General features: G+C 72.3%; 12 protein-coding genes. 7 read left to right on the top strand and 5 right to left on the bottom strand.

The features are described from left to right. The first annotated feature begins 241 nt into the window (after nucleotides 1–241). From VLK66_RS15405 to VLK66_RS15425, 5 genes are all read left to right on the top strand, one after another. Nucleotides 242–2,734 carry a 3'-5' exonuclease gene (locus VLK66_RS15405; protein ID WP_325310333.1) on the top strand — a complete coding sequence of 831 codons (2,493 nt, stop codon included), beginning with the start codon at nucleotides 242–244 and terminating at the stop codon, nucleotides 2,732–2,734. 368 nt (nucleotides 2,735–3,102) lie between these two features. Continuing rightward, on the top strand, nucleotides 3,103–3,255 hold the full coding sequence (locus tag VLK66_RS15410; RefSeq protein ID WP_325310334.1) for a hypothetical protein: 153 nt from the start codon (nucleotides 3,103–3,105) through the stop codon (nucleotides 3,253–3,255). 150 nt (nucleotides 3,256–3,405) lie between these two features. Beyond that, a complete protein-coding gene (locus VLK66_RS15415; protein WP_325310335.1) occupies nucleotides 3,406–5,103 on the top strand; it encodes a HAMP domain-containing sensor histidine kinase in 1,698 nt (565 codons plus the stop codon). After that, entirely contained in the window at nucleotides 5,100–5,792 is a 693-nt protein-coding gene (locus VLK66_RS15420; protein WP_325310336.1) for a response regulator transcription factor, read from the top strand. The genes VLK66_RS15415 and VLK66_RS15420 overlap by 4 nt, the downstream gene beginning before the upstream one ends. Nucleotides 5,793–6,156: 364 nt before the next feature. Further along, entirely contained in the window at nucleotides 6,157–7,659 is a 1,503-nt protein-coding gene (locus VLK66_RS15425) for an amino acid permease (protein WP_349260509.1), read from the top strand. Between the two features lie 103 nt (nucleotides 7,660–7,762). Here VLK66_RS15425 and VLK66_RS15430 read toward each other — a convergent pair whose 3' ends face one another. From VLK66_RS15430 to VLK66_RS15440, 3 genes are all read right to left on the bottom strand, one after another. Beyond that, nucleotides 7,763–8,365, bottom strand: a complete 603-nt coding sequence (locus VLK66_RS15430) for a TetR/AcrR family transcriptional regulator (RefSeq protein ID WP_325310338.1) — start codon at nucleotides 8,363–8,365, stop codon at nucleotides 7,763–7,765. 416 nt (nucleotides 8,366–8,781) lie between these two features. Next, nucleotides 8,782–11,922 (bottom strand): BamA/TamA family outer membrane protein, encoded by a 3,141-nt coding sequence (locus VLK66_RS15435; RefSeq protein ID WP_325310339.1) that lies wholly within the window; start codon nucleotides 11,920–11,922, stop codon nucleotides 8,782–8,784. Nucleotides 11,923–12,138: 216 nt separating this feature from the next. Next, entirely contained in the window at nucleotides 12,139–12,306 is a 168-nt protein-coding gene (locus VLK66_RS15440) for a hypothetical protein (protein ID WP_325310340.1), read from the bottom strand. A gap of 444 nt (nucleotides 12,307–12,750) precedes the next feature. Here VLK66_RS15440 and VLK66_RS15445 point away from each other — a divergent pair, with 444 nt between their 5' ends. Next, nucleotides 12,751–13,263 (top strand): hypothetical protein, encoded by a 513-nt coding sequence (locus VLK66_RS15445; RefSeq protein ID WP_325310341.1) that lies wholly within the window; start codon nucleotides 12,751–12,753, stop codon nucleotides 13,261–13,263. A gap of 272 nt (nucleotides 13,264–13,535) precedes the next feature. After that, complete coding sequence (locus tag VLK66_RS15450) at nucleotides 13,536–15,281, top strand: DEAD/DEAH box helicase (RefSeq protein ID WP_325310342.1); 1,746 nt, start codon at nucleotides 13,536–13,538, stop codon at nucleotides 15,279–15,281. A gap of 188 nt (nucleotides 15,282–15,469) precedes the next feature. Here VLK66_RS15450 and VLK66_RS15455 read toward each other — a convergent pair whose 3' ends face one another. Both VLK66_RS15455 and VLK66_RS15460 read right to left on the bottom strand, forming a co-directional pair. After that, complete coding sequence (locus VLK66_RS15455) at nucleotides 15,470–15,793, bottom strand: hypothetical protein (RefSeq protein WP_325310343.1); 324 nt, start codon at nucleotides 15,791–15,793, stop codon at nucleotides 15,470–15,472. 130 nt (nucleotides 15,794–15,923) lie between these two features. Further along, nucleotides 15,924–16,214 carry a hypothetical protein gene (locus VLK66_RS15460; RefSeq protein ID WP_325310344.1) on the bottom strand — a complete coding sequence of 97 codons (291 nt, stop codon included), beginning with the start codon at nucleotides 16,212–16,214 and terminating at the stop codon, nucleotides 15,924–15,926. Nucleotides 16,215–16,300: the final 86 nt, after the last annotated feature.

Raw genomic sequence — 16,300 nt, forward strand, 5'->3', positions numbered from 1 at the left:
TGCCCGCCGACCTCGCCGCGCTGAAGGAGCGTGTGGCCACGATCCTTCGCAACTACTCCAACGAAACTCTCGCCTCCATCACCGGCTACGAGTACCTGCGGAACATCTATTCTGCACAATCAGCTTAAGGAAATGGTATCAGAGGGGGAGGATGCCAAGCGCATCCCCCCCTCGTTCTTGTCTTCCGGACGAATCCCGGTTCTCGACTGATTGCTTTACGTCGCCTCGCTGATCGATCTCGATGCCTGACCCCAGCCTCACCTCGCCCGTCCTCGACCCGCCGACTGTCCCCATCGCGAATGCGCCGGGGGTGGATGCCGTCGCGCGCGGTGACGAGTGGCTCTGGGGGTGGGATACGACGCCGGGGATCGTGTCCGTGTGGGCGGAGCCGGACGGCCGCGCGACGGTGTGGCGGCGGATCTTGGAGACGGGTGAGCTGGTGCGCGAGGAGGAGCGCTTCCGCCCGTGGATCCTGCTCGACCGGCTGGACGACCTGCGCCACCTGGGCCCGGGGCTCGGGCCGGAGGGAGACGGGGACGCGGAGTTCGGCTACCGCGAGCTGGACGGGCCGGGCGCGCTGCGGTTCCTGGTCTCCGCGCCGGACGGGCGGCGGCTGGCGGATGCGGTGTTGCACGGCGCGTCGCATCGCCTCGGGCGCCGCGTGGGGCATCTGCGCGAGCTGGGCGCCCACGCGGTGCTCTCGCTGCCGCCCGAGGAGCAGTACCTCGTCGCCACCGGGCGGACGTACTTCCGCGACCTCCCCTTCGACCATCTCCGCCGCCTGCAGTTCGACCTGGAAACGACGGGACTGGACGCGCGCCGCGACCGCATCTTCATGGTCGCCGTGCGGCACCCGTCCGGCGCCACCGAGGTGCTGGAGATCGACGCGCCGGGCGACGCGGGCGAGGCCGCGCTGATCCGCCAGCTGGTGGAGACGGTGCGGGCGGCCGATCCCGACGTTATCGAGAACCACAACCTGCACGGCTTCGACCTCCCGTTCCTGGCGCAGCGCGCGCGGACGCTGCGGGTGCCGCTCGCGCTCGGCCGCCTGGGGAAGCTGGGGTTGCGCGAGCGCGCGGCGCGGCGAGGGACGACGGTGCAGGGCGGGGATTCGGACCGGCGCGTGCGCTTCGTCGCCCCCGGCCGCGAGCTGATCGACACGCTGGACGCGGTGATCCGCTACGACTTCTCCGCGCGCGAGCTGCCCGGGCACGGGCTGAAGGCGGTCGCGCGCCATCTCGGCGTGGCCGCGCCGGACCGCGAGTACGTGCCCGGGCACCTGATCCACACCACCTGGCGCCGCGACCCGGAGCGCGTGCGGCGGTACGCGACCGACGACGTGGAAGAGGTGGCGGCGCTCGCGCGGCTCTTGGGCGGCGCGGCGTTCGCGCTCGCCCGGATGGCGCCGCGGCGCTACGAGCGCCTGGCGGACGCGGGCCCGGCGACGGGCGTCATCGACCCGCTGCTGGTGCGGGCGTACCTGCGCGCCGGCGCCGCGCTCCCCGCGCACCAGCCGCAGGACGGGACCACGCACACCGGCGCGGCACTCCACCTCTTCGCCACCGGCGTGGCGCAGCGCGTGGTGAAGGCCGACGTCGCCAGCCTGTACCCGTCGCTCATGCGCGCCTTCCGCATCGGCCCGGCGCGCGACCACCTGGGCGCGCTGCTGGCGCTGGTGGACCGGCTGGTGGAGCAGCGCCTGGCCGCGAAGTCCGCCGCGAAGGCGGCGCCCGCCGGCTCCGCCGAGCGCCACACGCACGAGGCCACGTCGGCCGCGATGAAGCTCGTGGTCAACTCCGCGTACGGCTATCTCGCGGCCGGCGGCGAGCTTACGCGCTTCGCCGACGTGCACGCCGCCAACGAGGTCACGCGCCGCGGCCGCGAGACGCTGTCGCTGATGTGCCGCGAGCTGGCCGCGCGCGGGGTGACGCTGCTGGAGGCCGACACCGACGGCGTGTACTTCGCCGTGCCGGAGGGGTGGGCGGAAGATGACGAGCGCCGCGTGGTGGCCGAGGTCGCCGCGCTGCTGCCGCCGCTGGTGCAGCTGGAATTCGAGGGGCGCTACGCGGCGATGCTGTCGCACGAGCCCAAGAACTACGCGCTGCTGCATTACGACGGCACCCTGGTGCTCCGCGGCGTGGCCTTCCGCTCCAGCCGCGCGGAGCCGTTCGGCGAGGCGTTCCTTCGCCGCGCGCTCCCGCATCTCTTCGCGGGCGACCTGGGCGGCGTCCGCGACACGTATCTCGCGACGCTGGACGCGCTCCGCCGCCGCGAGCTGCCCACGTTCGACGTCTCCTCGCGCGTGCGGCTGACCAAGCCGCCCGCGCGCTATGCCGAGACGCGCGACACCCGCCGCGAGTTCGCGTACGAGGCCGTGCTCGCGAGCGGGCGCACGCACTGGCGCGCCGGCGAGCGCCTCCGCGTCTACCGCACCCAGTCGGGCGCGGGCGCCGTCGTCGCTTCGTCCGACGACGATCCCGCCGCGCACGATCCGCGCGACTACGACGCGGACCACTACGCCCGCGTGCTGCGCGACAACTTCGCGTCGCGCCTCGCGCGCGCCCTGGCGCCGGACGACTTCGCCGCCCTCTTCGCCAGCCCCGACCAGCTCTCGCTCTTCGCGCCCTCCACCGCCGCGATGCGCCCCATCCTCAACACGCGCCCGCCGAGCCATCCAATGGCCGCGCAGGGCCCTGGCGGCAGCATCATGCGCGCCCCCAAGACGTCATCCTGAGGCCGCCCACACCGTAGGCGCGTGTTCGCAGATGGTTGCAGGCCGAAGGATCTATAACAGACGCCGCACGTCCGCTACGGAAACGCGCCGAACGACAGCGCGTTGCCTCCGTGCACGTGCGGCGACATGCCATAGATCCTTCGGCCTGCAACGGACCGTGCAGACACTGATTACGGTGTGACCGGCCTCAGGATGACGTCATCGGGGGGCTTTCGATGCTTGCGAGTGACTGGGGCAGAGGGAATCGAAGGACCCTCGTGATCGCTTTACGCGGAAGTTGCGGCGGAATGTGGGAGCGAATACGATTGGATGCCGCCCGTTCGGTGCCACGGGCGGCTCGCTCGGAACCCGCGCAACGGAGGCGAACGATGGACAAGCTGAAGATGAACATCGAGGAGCTGAGCGTGGACACGTTCGATGTCGATCAGAAGAAGCAGGACGCGCTGCTCCACGGCGCCGTGAAGACGTTCGATCCCACGAAGTGCGAGCCGCATTCGTGCGTGCCCACCTTCCCCTGCTGACCGCGCGGGATGGACGGAGACGCGAGGGGCGGCACCGGCCGCCTCTCGCGCTTTTTACGAAAGCATTACATCGGCGTCTGGTCCGCCCGCCCCGTTCGTGGGTACGATAGATCGAGACGGTTCCGCACACCCCTCGCGACCGGCACCCCGATGACCCTCCCGCGACGCTCCCCGCACCTGGCACCCGGCTCGGCCGTTCCGGTCGCGCTGCTGCTGATGCTGCTGGGGCTCTCGGCGGTGCTGGCGTACCAGGCCGCCGACGCCGCCCGCTCCGAGGCGCGCTCCACCGAGCGGGCGCTGCGCGGCTACGCCTCGTTCGCCACCTGGGAGCTGGAGCGCCGCGCTGACGACGTCCTCCGTGCCCGCCTCTCCGCCTCCCTCGCGGACGCGCTCGCCGGCGCGCCCACCGCCTCCGCGCTGGCGTCCGATGCATCGCGGGCGCTGGCCTGGTGCCGGTGCACGGACGCCGTCCAGGGCGCGCTCCGCGTCTCGCCGGACGGCGGGGAGATGGGTGTCGCCGCGCCGGATCCCGCCATCGCCGCGTGGCTGCGGGCGCGGGGCGCGGCGATGGCCGTCTCGTCATCCTCCGACAGCATCCGCATCGAGGCGGTGACGATCGGCCGCGCGCGCCATCTCTTCATCTACCGTGACCGGGGAGATGCGGGACGGAGGGGGATGTCGGGGCTCGTGCTCGATCCCCGGCGCCTCGCGTCCGCGGCGTTCGACGCTGCGTATCGCGCGGGCGGGCTCCTCCCCGGCGCCGTGCGCGCCGGCGGCCAGCGCGATGCCGTTGCCGCCGCGCTGTCGACCGCGGACGGCGCCTTCGTCTGGCAGTCGCCGCCCCCCTCCGGCGCGGCGCGCGACGGCGTGTGGGTGGACGCCAAGATCGGCGCGTATCCCCCCGAGCCGCTGGCGCGCGGCGACGTGGCGCAGCCGCTGGACGGGCTCTTCGCCGGCCTCGTCTCGCGCGTTTCCGTGCGCGCGGACGCGGTGGTGGGCGCGCCCGCGCAGGGGCCGCACTCGCGGCTGCCGCTGCTGCTGGCGGTGTTCGGGCTGACGATGGCGCTGGTCTGCGTGGCCATCGTGCAGCTGCGCCGGCAGCAGGAGCTGGTGCAGCTGCGCGACGACTTCGTCTCGGGCGTTTCGCACGAGCTGCGCACGCCGCTGGCGCAGATCCGCCTCTTCTCCGACCTGCTGGACTCCGGCCGCATGACCGGCGCCGAGCAGCGCGCGCGCTCCGTCCGCATCATCGCCGAGGAGTCGCGTCGCCTCTCGTGGCTGGTGGAGAACATCCTCCACTTCTCCCGCGCCCAGCGCGGCGCCGGGCGTGTGCAGCCTAATCCGGTCGAAACCGCGCCGCTCATCCGCGAGATCGTCGATTCCTTCGCGCCGCTCGCCCGCACCCGCGAGGCGGAGTTCGCGGTGGAGGCGGACGAGGGCGTGGTGGCCCGCATCGACCCCGACGCGCTGCGGCAGGTGCTGCTGAACCTGCTGGACAACGCGGTGAAGTACGGCCCGCCGGGGCAGACGGTGCGCGTCCGCGCCGAGCTGCGCGGGCTGGCGCTGCGCATCGCCGTGGACGACCGCGGCCCCGGTGTGCCGTGGGAGGAGCGGACGCGCGTGTGGGAGCCGTACCGCCGCCTCGCGCGCGATGCCGAGGGCGCGACGGGCGGCAGCGGGATCGGGCTGGCGGTGGTGAAGGACCTGGTGGAGCTGCACGGCGGCCGCGCGGGCGTGGGCGAGGCGCCCGGCGGCGGCGCGCGCTTCTGGGTGGAGTTCCCGTACGCGATGCACGCCGGCCCGGCGCCCGAGCCCGCCGCCGCCCACGTCGCGGGAGCCGCGCGATGAGCCGCATCCTGGTCGTGGAGGACAACGCCAACCTCGCCTACGGCCTCACCGCCAGCCTGGAGCTGGAGGGCCACCAGGTCGCGGTCGCCCGCGACGGGGCCGAGGGGCTGCGCGCGGCGCGGGAGACGAATCCCGACCTCGTCATCCTGGACCTGATGCTCCCGGAGATGGACGGCTACCGCGTGCTGAAGGCGCTGCGCGAGGAGGGCCGCGACGTGCCCGTGCTGATCCTGACCGCGCGCGGCGCCGAGAGCGACAAGGTGACGGGCTTCCGCCTGGGCGCGGACGACTACGTGACCAAGCCGTTCGGGCTGCTGGAGCTGATCGCGCGCGTCACCGCCCTCCTGCGCCGCGCCCGCCCGGCGCCCGCCGAGGCCGCGCCCGCCCCGGCGCTGGTGACCATCGGCGACATCGAGGTGAGCCCCGCCTCGCGCGCCGTGCGCCGCCGCGGCAGCGAGGTGGCGCTCACGCCCAAGGAGTTCGACCTGCTGATGGCGCTGGTGCGGCGCAAGGGCGGCGTGGCCGGGCGGCTGGAGCTGCTGGCCGAGGTGTGGGGCCACCGCGCCGCCGTGATGACCCGCACCGTCGACATGCACGTGGCCCAGCTCCGCCGCAAGCTCGAGGACGACCCCGCCGACCCCCGCCACATCGTAACCGTCTGGAAAGCCGGCTACCGCATCGCGCAGTGACGCGGCCCACTCAGACGTGGGCCAGATTCGGCACAACCGGGCCAGATTTGGCCCAGGTGGACCAGATTTGGACCGCCTCCTCGTCGAGGAATCCGCCCAAAGCTCGTCCCGCACGGAGGACATCGGCCAGGATGAGACGATCCCGCAAATGCGGGTGAGCGCGCGTCCGCCACTTCAGTCGCATCCGCTTTCCCGCCGCCGCTCTCCGCCGTTCTCCGCCGCTCTCCGTTCCCTCGCCACTTCCTTACAACCTTCGTACGAAAGCAAAGCCGCCGCCGCGCGCGGGACCGGTAGCGTTCCGGGAGATGATTCCCCGGGCCGCATCCGGGCCGGGACGGACGTTCCTCGCGCGCGGAGGCGGCGGATGGGGTTGCTGTCACGGAAGAGCGTGTTCGATCTGCAGGCCGAGGCCGGGCGCGGCACGCTGCGGCGGTCGCTGGGGCCGGTGAACCTGACCACGCTCGGCATCGGCTCGGTGATCGGCACCGGGATATTCGTGCTCACCGGCACCGCCGCGTCGCAGAACGCCGGGCCGGCGCTGGTGGTCAGCATGGTCATCGCGGCGCTCGCCTGCGCGCTGGCGGGGCTGTGCTACGCGGAGCTGGCGTCCATGATTCCCGTGGCGGGGAGCGCGTACACCTACGCCTACGCCACGGCGGGCGAGATCTTCGCCTGGATCATCGGGTGGGACCTGATGCTGGAGTACGCGCTGTCGGCCTCCACCGTCGCCGTGGGATGGTCGGGGTACTTCGTCAGCTTCCTGGGCGACCTGGGGATCCGCCTTCCCGCGCGGCTGACGGCGGCGCCGGAGGTGATGGTCGCGCTCCCCGGCGGCGGGACGGCGCACGGGGTCTTCAACCTCCCCGCAGCGTGCATCGTCCTGCTGGTGTCCGCGCTGCTGGCCATCGGCATCCGCGAGTCGGCGAACACCAACACGGTGCTGGTGGTGGTGAAGGTGGCCGTCCTCCTCGTCTTCGTCGCCGCCGGCGCGGCGTACGTCCGGCGCGAGCACCTGACGCCGTTCATCCCCCCCAACACCGGCGACTTCGGCGCGTTCGGGTGGAGCGGGGTGATGCGCGGCGCGGCGGTGATGTTCTTCGCCTACGTGGGCTTCGACGCGGTGTCGACGGCGGCGCAGGAGGCGAAGAATCCCCAGCGCGACCTGCCGTTCGGCATCCTGGCCTCGCTCGCCATCTGCACCGTCATCTACATCCTGGTGGCCACGGTGCTGATCGGCATCGTCCCCTACTCGCGGCTGAACGTGCCGGATCCGCTGGCGGTGGGGATCGACGCGACGGGGCTCACGTGGCTGAGCCCGGTGATCAAGATCAGCGCGCTCTTCGGCCTGTTCAGCACCATGCTGGTGACGCTGCTGGGGCAGACGCGGATCTTCTTCACCATGAGCCGCGACGGGCTCCTTCCCGCCGCGTTCGGGCGCGTGCACCCGCGCTGGCGCACGCCGCACGTGAGCACCGCCATCACCGGCTCGGTGGTCGCGGTCGCCGCCGGGCTCCTTCCCATCTCCGTGCTCTCGCAGCTGGTGAGCATCGGGACGCTGCTGGCGTTCGTGCTGGTGAGCGCGGGGGTGGTGATGCTGCGCCGCACGCGCCCCGAGCTGGAGCGCCCCTTCCGCACGCCGGGGATGCCGTGGGTTCCCGCGCTGGCCATCGTCGCGTGCGTGGCGCAGATGGCGTCGCTTCCGGCCGCGACCTGGGCGCGCCTCTTCATCTGGCTGGCGATGGGGATGGTGGTCTACTTCGCCTACGGTCGCCGCCGCAGCCGCGTCGCCGCCCAGGCCGCTGCGGACGCGGAACCGGCGGTGAAGCACGTCGCCCGATCGGAAGTGCGGAAGTGCGGAAGTGCGTGAGTGCGAATAGGAAGCGCGTCCCCGGAGAAACCTCCAGGGACGCGCGATCTTGACGCACTTCCGCACTCACGCACTTCCGCACTCACGCACTTCCGCACTTCTTCTACGGCTCCAGCCCCCGGTAGAACGTCGCCGCGACCTTGGGTGCGAGCGGGGGGAGCGGGCGCGTGCGGTCGCCCAGGAGCCACTCCAGCTCGATCTCCTCCAGCAGCCCGATCAGCATCCGCCGGGCGAGGGGGATGTCGACGCCGTCGCGGACCGCGCCCTCGGAGACGCCCGAGGCCAGCAGCTCGTCGATGGCCTGCGCGTAGGTGCGCAGCACGTCGCGCACGGCGCCGCCGTAGAACTTGCTGCTCTGGCGGCTTTCCAGCAGCAGCACGGTGGCCAGCGCCGGTTCGGCCTGGATGTTCTCGAACTGCAGCCCGATGAAGCGCGCCAGCCGCTCCTCGAACGGCGCGTGCGACGGCATCACGTCACGCACCGAGCCCACGAACTCGGCCACCTTGTCGCGGAAGGCGGTCAGCAGCAGGTCGTCCTTGCCATCGAAGTACAGGTAGATGGTGCCCTCGGCCACCCCCGCCCCCGCTGCGATGTCGCGGATCCGTGCGGCGAAGAAGCCATGCTCGGCGAACACCCGCACCGCGCTGTCCAGGATCGCGCGGCGGCGGGCTTCCTTGCTTTCGGTGACGGCGGACTCGGAGGGCATGGGCGGGATAATAGTGCGAGAGTGCGAAAGTGCGAAAGTGCGAACAACGGAAGTGCGGAAGTGCGGAAGTGCGTCGGGGTGGCGTGGGACCGGCGTCCGCGCGTTGCCGCCGCATCGCGCCCTCTCCGGCCGGCCGAGGCCGTCCACCTCTCCCGTACCGGGAGAGGTAGCCATCAGGCATCCCCGGCACGGGGAAGCTTTTGCGTGAGCAGAGGCTGCAGGGTGCGCCCGTGCTGGACAGCCCCCTCGCCCGGTACGGGAGAGGGCGAGCGCTCTAAAACGCGGGGAGAGGGCGGCGCGAGCGCAGGAGCGACGCCCACCGAGCGTTCCCGCGGTTTGTCGATCCCCATCCCCCCAAAGCAGAAGTGCGGGAGCGCTTTCGCACTCCCGCACTTCCGCACTCCCGCACTTTGGTGTTAGAAGCCCGGCTGGAAGCTGAACTGCCAGTGCCAGTGGGTCGGCCGGTCGAAGGCGTTCACGTAGTCGGCTTCCACGATGATGTAGCCGAACAGGTTCATTCGCGCGCCCACGCCGCCGCTGGTCAGGAACCCGCGCTGCGAAAGGTCGGTGCCCAGGCCGCGCTCGAAGTTCAGGTGCGTGGTGACGATGCTGCCGTCGCTCGCCTGCAGCTTGCCCCACGCGGCGCCGGCGTCCAGGAAGGTGAACACCTCCACCGGCGGCACCTGCACCGAGCCGCGCACCGGGTTGCGGATCAGCGGCAGGCGCAGCTCCACGTTCCCCACCGCCATGCGGCTGCCGAACAGCGCCTGGAACACGTCGCAGTCTGGCCCCGTTCCCGAGCTCTCGAGCTCGGCCAGGCAGTCGTTCTGCACGCTCCCGTAGCCGTAGCCGCGCAGCAGCGAGGGATAGCCCAGGAACACCGCGCTGGGGACGGCCTCGTCGCGCCCGTAGCGCCCGAAGTGCAGCGCCCGCACGGCCAGCGTCACCGGCCGCGCCAGGAAGTAGCGCCGGTAGTCGGCCGTCACCGAGTTGTAGTGCAGGTCGCCGATGGTGGGCGCGAACTCGAAGCGGTAGCGCTGCCCCACCATGGGGCTGGTGTAGCCGTTCAGCGCGTTGTCGTACACCAGCGCCGCCGTGCCCTCGGCCAGGTTCCACGACCCCAGGCTCTGCTTGCTCTCCTGGTAGTCGATCACCACCGAGCCGCTGGGGTCGTAGGTGTAGTCGCGGATCTGCAGGTCCTGCGTGATCCGCCGCACCCCGCCCGCCAGCTCCACCCGCTGCACCCGCGAGAACGGGTACTGCACGATCCCGTAGGCGCTGTTGTCGAAGTAGCGGTAGACCACCAGCTGATCGTGCAGGTTCCCCGCGTCGTCGAAGCCCTGCTGCACGCCGCCGGCGATGTACGGCAGCCGCTGCACGCTGGCGCCCCAGTTCCAGCGGTGCTTCTGGTTCAGGTACACCACGTTGCCGCCGATCTCGTCCAGCTGCCCCTGCGCCTGGATGGTGCCGTAGATGGTGTGGTAGCCCAGCACGTCGCTGAAGATGCCGCCCACCCCGCCGTACACCCCGCCGCGCGCGTACGGCCCGCTGGACGCGGCCGCGCCCACCGTGGGCTGCCCCAGGTAGTCCAGCGACAGCCGCGGGCGGTACGGCGCCACCGCGTAGGTGGCCGGCGCCTCGGGCTCGGGACGGCCGAACACCGGGTCGTGGATCAGCGCGTACACCCGGTTGTACGCCGGCTCCACCGGGCGCGGGCTGGGCGGCAGCAGCGACGGCAGCGGCTCGCCGTTGGCGGCCAGCTGCGGCGTCTCGGGCGCCGTGCCCGCCAGCTGCGCGGGGTTGGCGATGGTGTAGATGTTGTACGAGTTGTGCTCGTACACCGTGAACACCAGCCGGTCGGCGCGCGTGGCCGACGAGATGGCCGGGCTCAGGTTGGTGATGCCGCTGACCCCCGTGAACAGCTTGGTCACCTGCGTGAGCGAGCCGCCGTTCAGGTCGGTGCGGTACACGTTGGCGATGCCGGTACGGTCGCTGATGAAGTACAGCCCCGACCCGTCGCGCGCCCACTGCGGGTTGATGTTCTTTCCCGCCTCGGTCCCCGCCAGCACGCGCGTCTGCCCGCTGGCCCAGTCCATCACCGCCAGCCGGTAGTTGCCGTAGGTCAGCGCGGTCACGTCGGTGCCCGCGTCGGTCACGTACGCCAGCGTGCGGCCGTCGGGGCTGAACGCGGGCTGCATCTGCGCGGCCTTGTCGTTGGTCAGCTGCCGCGTCTGCCCGGTGTTCAGGTCTACCGCGTACAGGTCGCTGATCCCACCCTTCAGCCCCGAGACCACCACCGTGTTCCCGTCGGCCGTGAAGGTGGGATTGCTGATCTCGCCCACCCCCGGGATCTCGTACTCGCGGGTGATACGCGCCGACTGGATGTCGAGCAGCACCACCACGTCGTGGGCCTTGCGCAGCGCCGAGAAGGCGAAGCGCCGCTGGTCGGGCGACCACGCGCCCGCCGAGTTGATGAAGCGCAAGGAGCCGAAGTGCGGGTCCAGCGCCGTGCCGTGCACCAGCCGGCGCACCACCCGCCCCGTCTCCGCGTCGCCCAGGTACAGCTCGATGTCCAGCAGGTTCAGCGTGCTGAGGAAGGCGAACTGGCGCCCGTCGGGCGATACCGAGGGCGACACGTTGTAGCCGCCGCGCCGGTCGCGGCTCACCACCAGCGGCGTGGCCGTCTCGCGCGCCTCGCGCTGCTGGGTCAGCAGCGGCAGGTAGGTGCGGCGGATGGAGTCGTGCCAGTCCTTGATGATCTGGTCAAGGTCCGAGTTCAGGATGCGCGTGAACGCGTCCTCGTACGGCACCCCCTGGCCCACCTGCTTCAGGATCTGCCCGATCGCCGCGTCGCCCCAGCGCCCGCCGATGTACGCCCACAGCGCCTGCCCCCAGCGGTAGGGGAAGAAGCGCGGGTCGTAGTTCAGCTGCCCCTGCGTGGGCAGGTTGTTGGTCAGCGCGGCGTCGCGCAGCCACATGGCCGTGTTGGGGTCCACGGGGCCGATGGAGAGGTACTCGGCCATTCCCTCGATGAACCAGAGCGGCGCGTTGAAGCGCGCGGCCGCCGCCTCCAGCCCGCCGCCGGCGCGCCCCAGCCCGGTGATGTCGTACTGGAAGGCGTGCACCAGCTCGTGCCCCAGCACGTGGTCGGTCTCCGCGTACGGCCCGGCGAAGGGAAGGATCACGCGCTGCTTGAAGACCTCGGTCACGCCGCCGGTGCCCTCGCCGATCTCGCCCTGCAGCGCCGAGGTCTGCTGGAACTCGGGCGAGCTGGCGTACAGGATCACCGGCTGGCGCGCCTCGAACTCGTGGTCCAGGATGCGCGAGTAGCGGGCGTACCACCGCTCGGCCATCCGGCTGGCGTCGCGCGCGGCCGCCTCCTCCTCGGGGTAGAAGTAGATGTCGAAGTGCGGGGTCCGCAGGATGCGGAAGTCGAAGGTCCGGTACTGGACCTTGTTCTGCCCGAAGTACTGGGCCTGGGCCTGCGGCGCCGCGAGCGCGGCCACTGCGGCCACCGCGGCGGCCAACAGCGCGGACCTGCGGACGATGGGGACCATCGGTGCTCCTTCCACCCCAGCCGGCGTGTGGTTTGGACGTCCATGGAAAGTAGGGTCCGCGCGGGGCGGGCCGGGGCAGGGAGCGGGCGTCCGTCCGCACCTGCTCGTCACAACGTCTATCCGCGGGGGCTTCTGACGTGGCCGATGCGGCCTGACGCCTTGCGTCTGCCCGGCCGAGCCCCGTTTCCTTCGAATCTACCGACTTTATTCCCGGACCTACCGTCGCTGCGCCGGCGCGGGCGGCGGGGCCACCGGCTCGGCCGCCACCGGGGCGCCGTCGTCCAGCAGGCGGGTGAGCCCCCACAGCAGCAGCGCCAGCACGATCAACCCGGCGATCCACGGCCATGCGCCCGGACGGCGCGGCCGCGCTTCGGCTGCTTCCACCTGGCGTGCTCTCCGGTGCGGGCGGACGAACGGCTCCCGTGCCCGGCGGCACGGGTGCGCCGCCGGGTGGAACCCCCGGGGAACGCACGGATCGTGCCCTGCGCGGAACCGTGTTTCCCAGCGAAAACGCCCCTCCAAGCGCCGATCGGCGCGCGCGGCGTTCCCCCCGGCGCGTCTCCGGAACGGCACCTCGCGCGGCACGTTTCCATGAGGGATGACACGCGAGCGGCGCCGCACCCTCGTCCCCCCGTCTTCCGGGTGAAACCAGTCGCCGGGATGGACCCGGGATGTCGATGCCGGGGCGCGGCGGGACGGTTGGCGCCGAGTGGTCCGGCGCTTGCTCGCGCCGCAGGGGTGACGTGTAGCGGGGCGGAACGAGCGTCCCGTGGCGAGACGAGCCAAGGGAGGCGGGTGGACGTGGACGCGACCGGGAACGAACAGGAGATGGCGGAGCGCGAAGAGCGGGCGCAGCACGCGCTGGAGGCATTCCGCGAGCGGCGGCGGCGCCGGCGCGCGGACGACACCTGGTTCGGCAGCGCCGAGGGGCTTCTGGCCGCGGAAGACGCCGAGCTCGACGCGGCCACCGTTGCGCGGCGGCGGATGGACGTGGTCGAGGAGGCGCAGGCCGAGGGGATGTCGCCGGAGCTGGCGGAGATGATGTACGACATCGCGCGCGAGGAGGGGCTGGACCCGGCGCTGGCGCACGAGCTGGTGCGCTCCGGCCTGGGCGTGGCGCCCCCGCCCGAGGGCGTGGTGAACGCGGCCGAGCAGCCCTCGAGCGACAAGTACTATCCCACCTGGCTCCTCCCGGCCACCGCGCCCGACGACGTGCTGCGCGAGCGGATGCTGCGCCTCTCCTTCCGCCGCATGCGCGGCAAGCTGGAGGCGCACAGCGACCCGGTGGAGGCCTTCCGCGCCTACGCGCGCGAGCCGGACGTGGGGCTGCACGGCTTCTAGGGGACAGGTTACAGGGGACAGGTTACAGGGGACAGGGACGGCCGGGTGGCGGCGATCCCCGCCGAAGCGCCGCGATGCCGCCGGGCGAGTCCGCGAAGGCGGACTTCGGGCCGTTGTTGCCGCGAATTCATTCGCCCTCCCCGCCCCGGAGCGAATCCCCCTGTTGTCCCGCCCGGCGCGGGCGGCGACATTGTCGTCCCCCCGGCGCGCCGGGCGATGACACTGGGCAAGATCCAGCATCTACATACAGCATTTCAGCCGGAGACGGGAACGTGTCGGACGAGACGGAAATCGCCGGGGTGGCGGAAGAGGAGACCGCGCAGGCGGCCGGGTTCGGTGACCTGGGGCTGGCCCCCGAGCTGCTGGCCGCGCTGGACGCGCTGGGGTACGAGGAGCCCACGCCCATCCAGGTGCAGGCCATCCCCCTTCTCCTGGAAGGCCGCGACGTGATCGGCCGGGCGGCCACGGGAACGGGGAAGACGGCGGCCTTCGCCCTTCCCCTGGTTCAGCGCATCGACCCCGAGGGCGGGGTGCAGGCGCTGATCCTGGCCCCCACCCGCGAGCTGGCGGTGCAGGTGGCCGAGGCCACGCACCGCTACGGCTCGCGCCGGGGGATCCGCGTGCTCGCGGTCTACGGCGGGCAGGCCATCGACCGGCAGCTGCGCGAGCTGCGGCGCGGCGTGCACATCGTGGTGGGCACGCCGGGGCGCATCCTGGACCACATCCGCCGGCGCTCGCTGGACCTGTCCCGCGTCTGCAACGTGGTGCTCGACGAGGCCGACGAGATGCTGGACATGGGGTTCATCGAGGACATCGACACCATCCTCGAGGAAACCCCGCCGGAGCGGCAGACGGCGCTCTTCTCGGCCACCTTCCCGCCGCGCATCCAGGAGCTGGCCGACCGGCACATGCGCGAGCCGGTGCGCGTGACCGTCCGCCAGGAGAAGCTGGAGACGCCGCTGGTCCGCCAGGTGGCCTACGTCGTCCCCCGCCCCTACAAGCTCGAGGCGCTGACGCGCATCCTGGACCTCGAAGCTCCGACGTCGGCCATCCTCTTCTGCCGCACGCGCAACGAGGTGGACGAGCTGACCGAGGCGCTGCAGGTGCGCGGCTACCGCCCCGAGGCGCTGCACGGCGGGCTGAACCAGGCGCAGCGCGACCGGGTGATGAAGAAGTTCCGCGACGGCACCGCCGACCTGCTGATTGCCACCGACGTGGCGGCGCGCGGGCTGGACGTGGAGCACGTGAGCCACGTGATCAACTACGACATCCCGCAGACGCCCGAGGTGTACGTGCACCGCATCGGGCGCACGGGGCGCGCGGGGCGCGAGGGCACGGCCATCACCCTGGCCCAGCCGCGCGAGCAGTTCCTGCTGCGCGGCATCGAGCGCGAGGTGCGGCAGCCCATCGAGCGGGCGCGCGTTCCCACCGTGGCCGACCTGCGCGCGCGGCGGCTGGAGCTGATGCGCGCCGCGCTGGTGGAGACGCTGGAGGGCGAGGACGATTACGAGGCCTACCGCGAGGCGGTGATCCTGCCGCTCTCCGAGCAGTTCGACCCGCTCGACATTGCCGCGGCGGCCACCAAGCTGGCGGCCGACGCCACGCGCGGCGAGGAGCCGGAGAACGAGGTGGAGATCCCGCAGTGGGACGAGCGCCGCCCCCCGCGCGACCGCGAGCGCGGCGCGCGCGACGAGGGGCGCGGCCCGCGCGGGCGGCAGGACCGCTTCGACGGCGGCGGACCGCCGCGCGGGCGGCGGCCGGACGGCGGCGGGCGGGGCGGGATGACGCGGCTGTTCATCAGCGTGGGGCGCCGCCGCGGCATCCGCCCGGGCGACATCGTGGGCGCCATCGCCGGCGAGGCCCGCATCCCCGGCGAGGGGATCGGCGCCATCGAGATCGCCGACCAGTTCACCATCGTGGAAGTCGCGAACGAGTTCGCCGACCAGGTGCTGCGCGCGATGAGCAACGCCACGATCAAGGGCCGCCCGGTGAGCATCCGGCCGGCGCGGGAAAGCTGAACGGAAGTACGAAAGTACGGGGAGTACGGAAGTACGAAACGGCAGAAGCCTCGCGCGGTCGGCGAGGCTTCTGCGTTGCTGGCTGGCTCTTCGCGGCCGCGCAGGCGCCGCCGAAGCCGCCGCGATGCCGGATGGCAGTCCCGCAGGGACTTCGTGCCGTTGTTGCCCCCGAATTCCATTCGGGGCCATCAGCTCCCCTGCGGCGCCTTCGGAGTTGGCGCCGGAGGCTCCGCCGCGGTCGCTTGAGCGGGCGGGGCCGCGGCCGGCGGCTGTGCGGCCGCCGATTGCGGCGCGGGAGCGTTCAGCTGCGCGTAGAAGCTCTCGGTCGCGTGCATGCGCTCCACGTGGCTGCGCAGCTCGTCCAGCTCGGCCTGCAGCTGCGGCACGCGCGGGTCCTCCAGCATCACCTGCTGCGGAGGGGGAAGGTCGCGATAGCGCCGCCGGCCGTTGACCGCGCGGGCCACGATGGAGATGCCGATGGCGATGAAGACGAAGTCGATTCCGCCGAACAAGATCGGGTGCAGGAAGAGGTTGCTCCGGTCGCGGGCCCGGCGCTGCCGTGCCCGATGGATGCCGCCGATCCGGAACGCCGGGTGGAACGGACAACATAACGTGCCCGGTGCCCGTCCGGGGAGCCCGGCGTCAGGCGCGGGGCGGCGCGGCCTGCGCGGAGGGCGCCTGCAGCTGCGCGTAGAACGACTCCGCGGCGCGCAGGCGCTCCACCTGCGTCCGCAGCTCGTCCACCTCCGCCTGCAGGCGCAGCACCTCCGCGGTCGGCACGGCGGCCGGGGGCGGCGGCGGCGCGAGCTGGGCCGGCTGCCGGGGCCCGCGCACCCGCGCCACCGCGGTGCCGATGCTGCGGATCACGATCCCCGCGCTCGCGGCGAGCACGGGGAAAAGCGCCAGGAAGAACCAGGGCGGTGGATCGGCCATCGTCGTTGCTCGGGGTGCGGGTGAGACGGATCGGGCGATGCATCTACGGGCGCTCGCGGAAAAAGGATTCGGGTGATCCGGCATCC

Origin of the sequence: Longimicrobium sp. (assembly GCF_035474595.1) — a bacterium.
GTDB lineage: Bacteria > Gemmatimonadota > Gemmatimonadetes > Longimicrobiales > Longimicrobiaceae > Longimicrobium.

Coding starts and splice junctions, on each gene's coding strand:
- VLK66_RS15405 (WP_325310333.1), top strand. CDS start 242: ATGCCTGACCCCAGCCTCACCTCGCCCGTCCTCGACCCGCCGACTGTC.
- VLK66_RS15410 (WP_325310334.1), top strand. CDS start 3,103: ATGGACAAGCTGAAGATGAACATCGAGGAGCTGAGCGTGGACACGTTC.
- VLK66_RS15415 (WP_325310335.1), top strand. CDS start 3,406: ATGACCCTCCCGCGACGCTCCCCGCACCTGGCACCCGGCTCGGCCGTT.
- VLK66_RS15420 (WP_325310336.1), top strand. CDS start 5,100: ATGAGCCGCATCCTGGTCGTGGAGGACAACGCCAACCTCGCCTACGGC.
- VLK66_RS15425 (WP_349260509.1), top strand. CDS start 6,157: ATGGGGTTGCTGTCACGGAAGAGCGTGTTCGATCTGCAGGCCGAGGCC.
- VLK66_RS15430 (WP_325310338.1), bottom strand. CDS start 8,365: ATGCCCTCCGAGTCCGCCGTCACCGAAAGCAAGGAAGCCCGCCGCCGC.
- VLK66_RS15435 (WP_325310339.1), bottom strand. CDS start 11,922: ATGGTCCCCATCGTCCGCAGGTCCGCGCTGTTGGCCGCCGCGGTGGCC.
- VLK66_RS15445 (WP_325310341.1), top strand. CDS start 12,751: ATGGCGGAGCGCGAAGAGCGGGCGCAGCACGCGCTGGAGGCATTCCGC.
- VLK66_RS15460 (WP_325310344.1), bottom strand. CDS start 16,214: ATGGCCGATCCACCGCCCTGGTTCTTCCTGGCGCTTTTCCCCGTGCTC.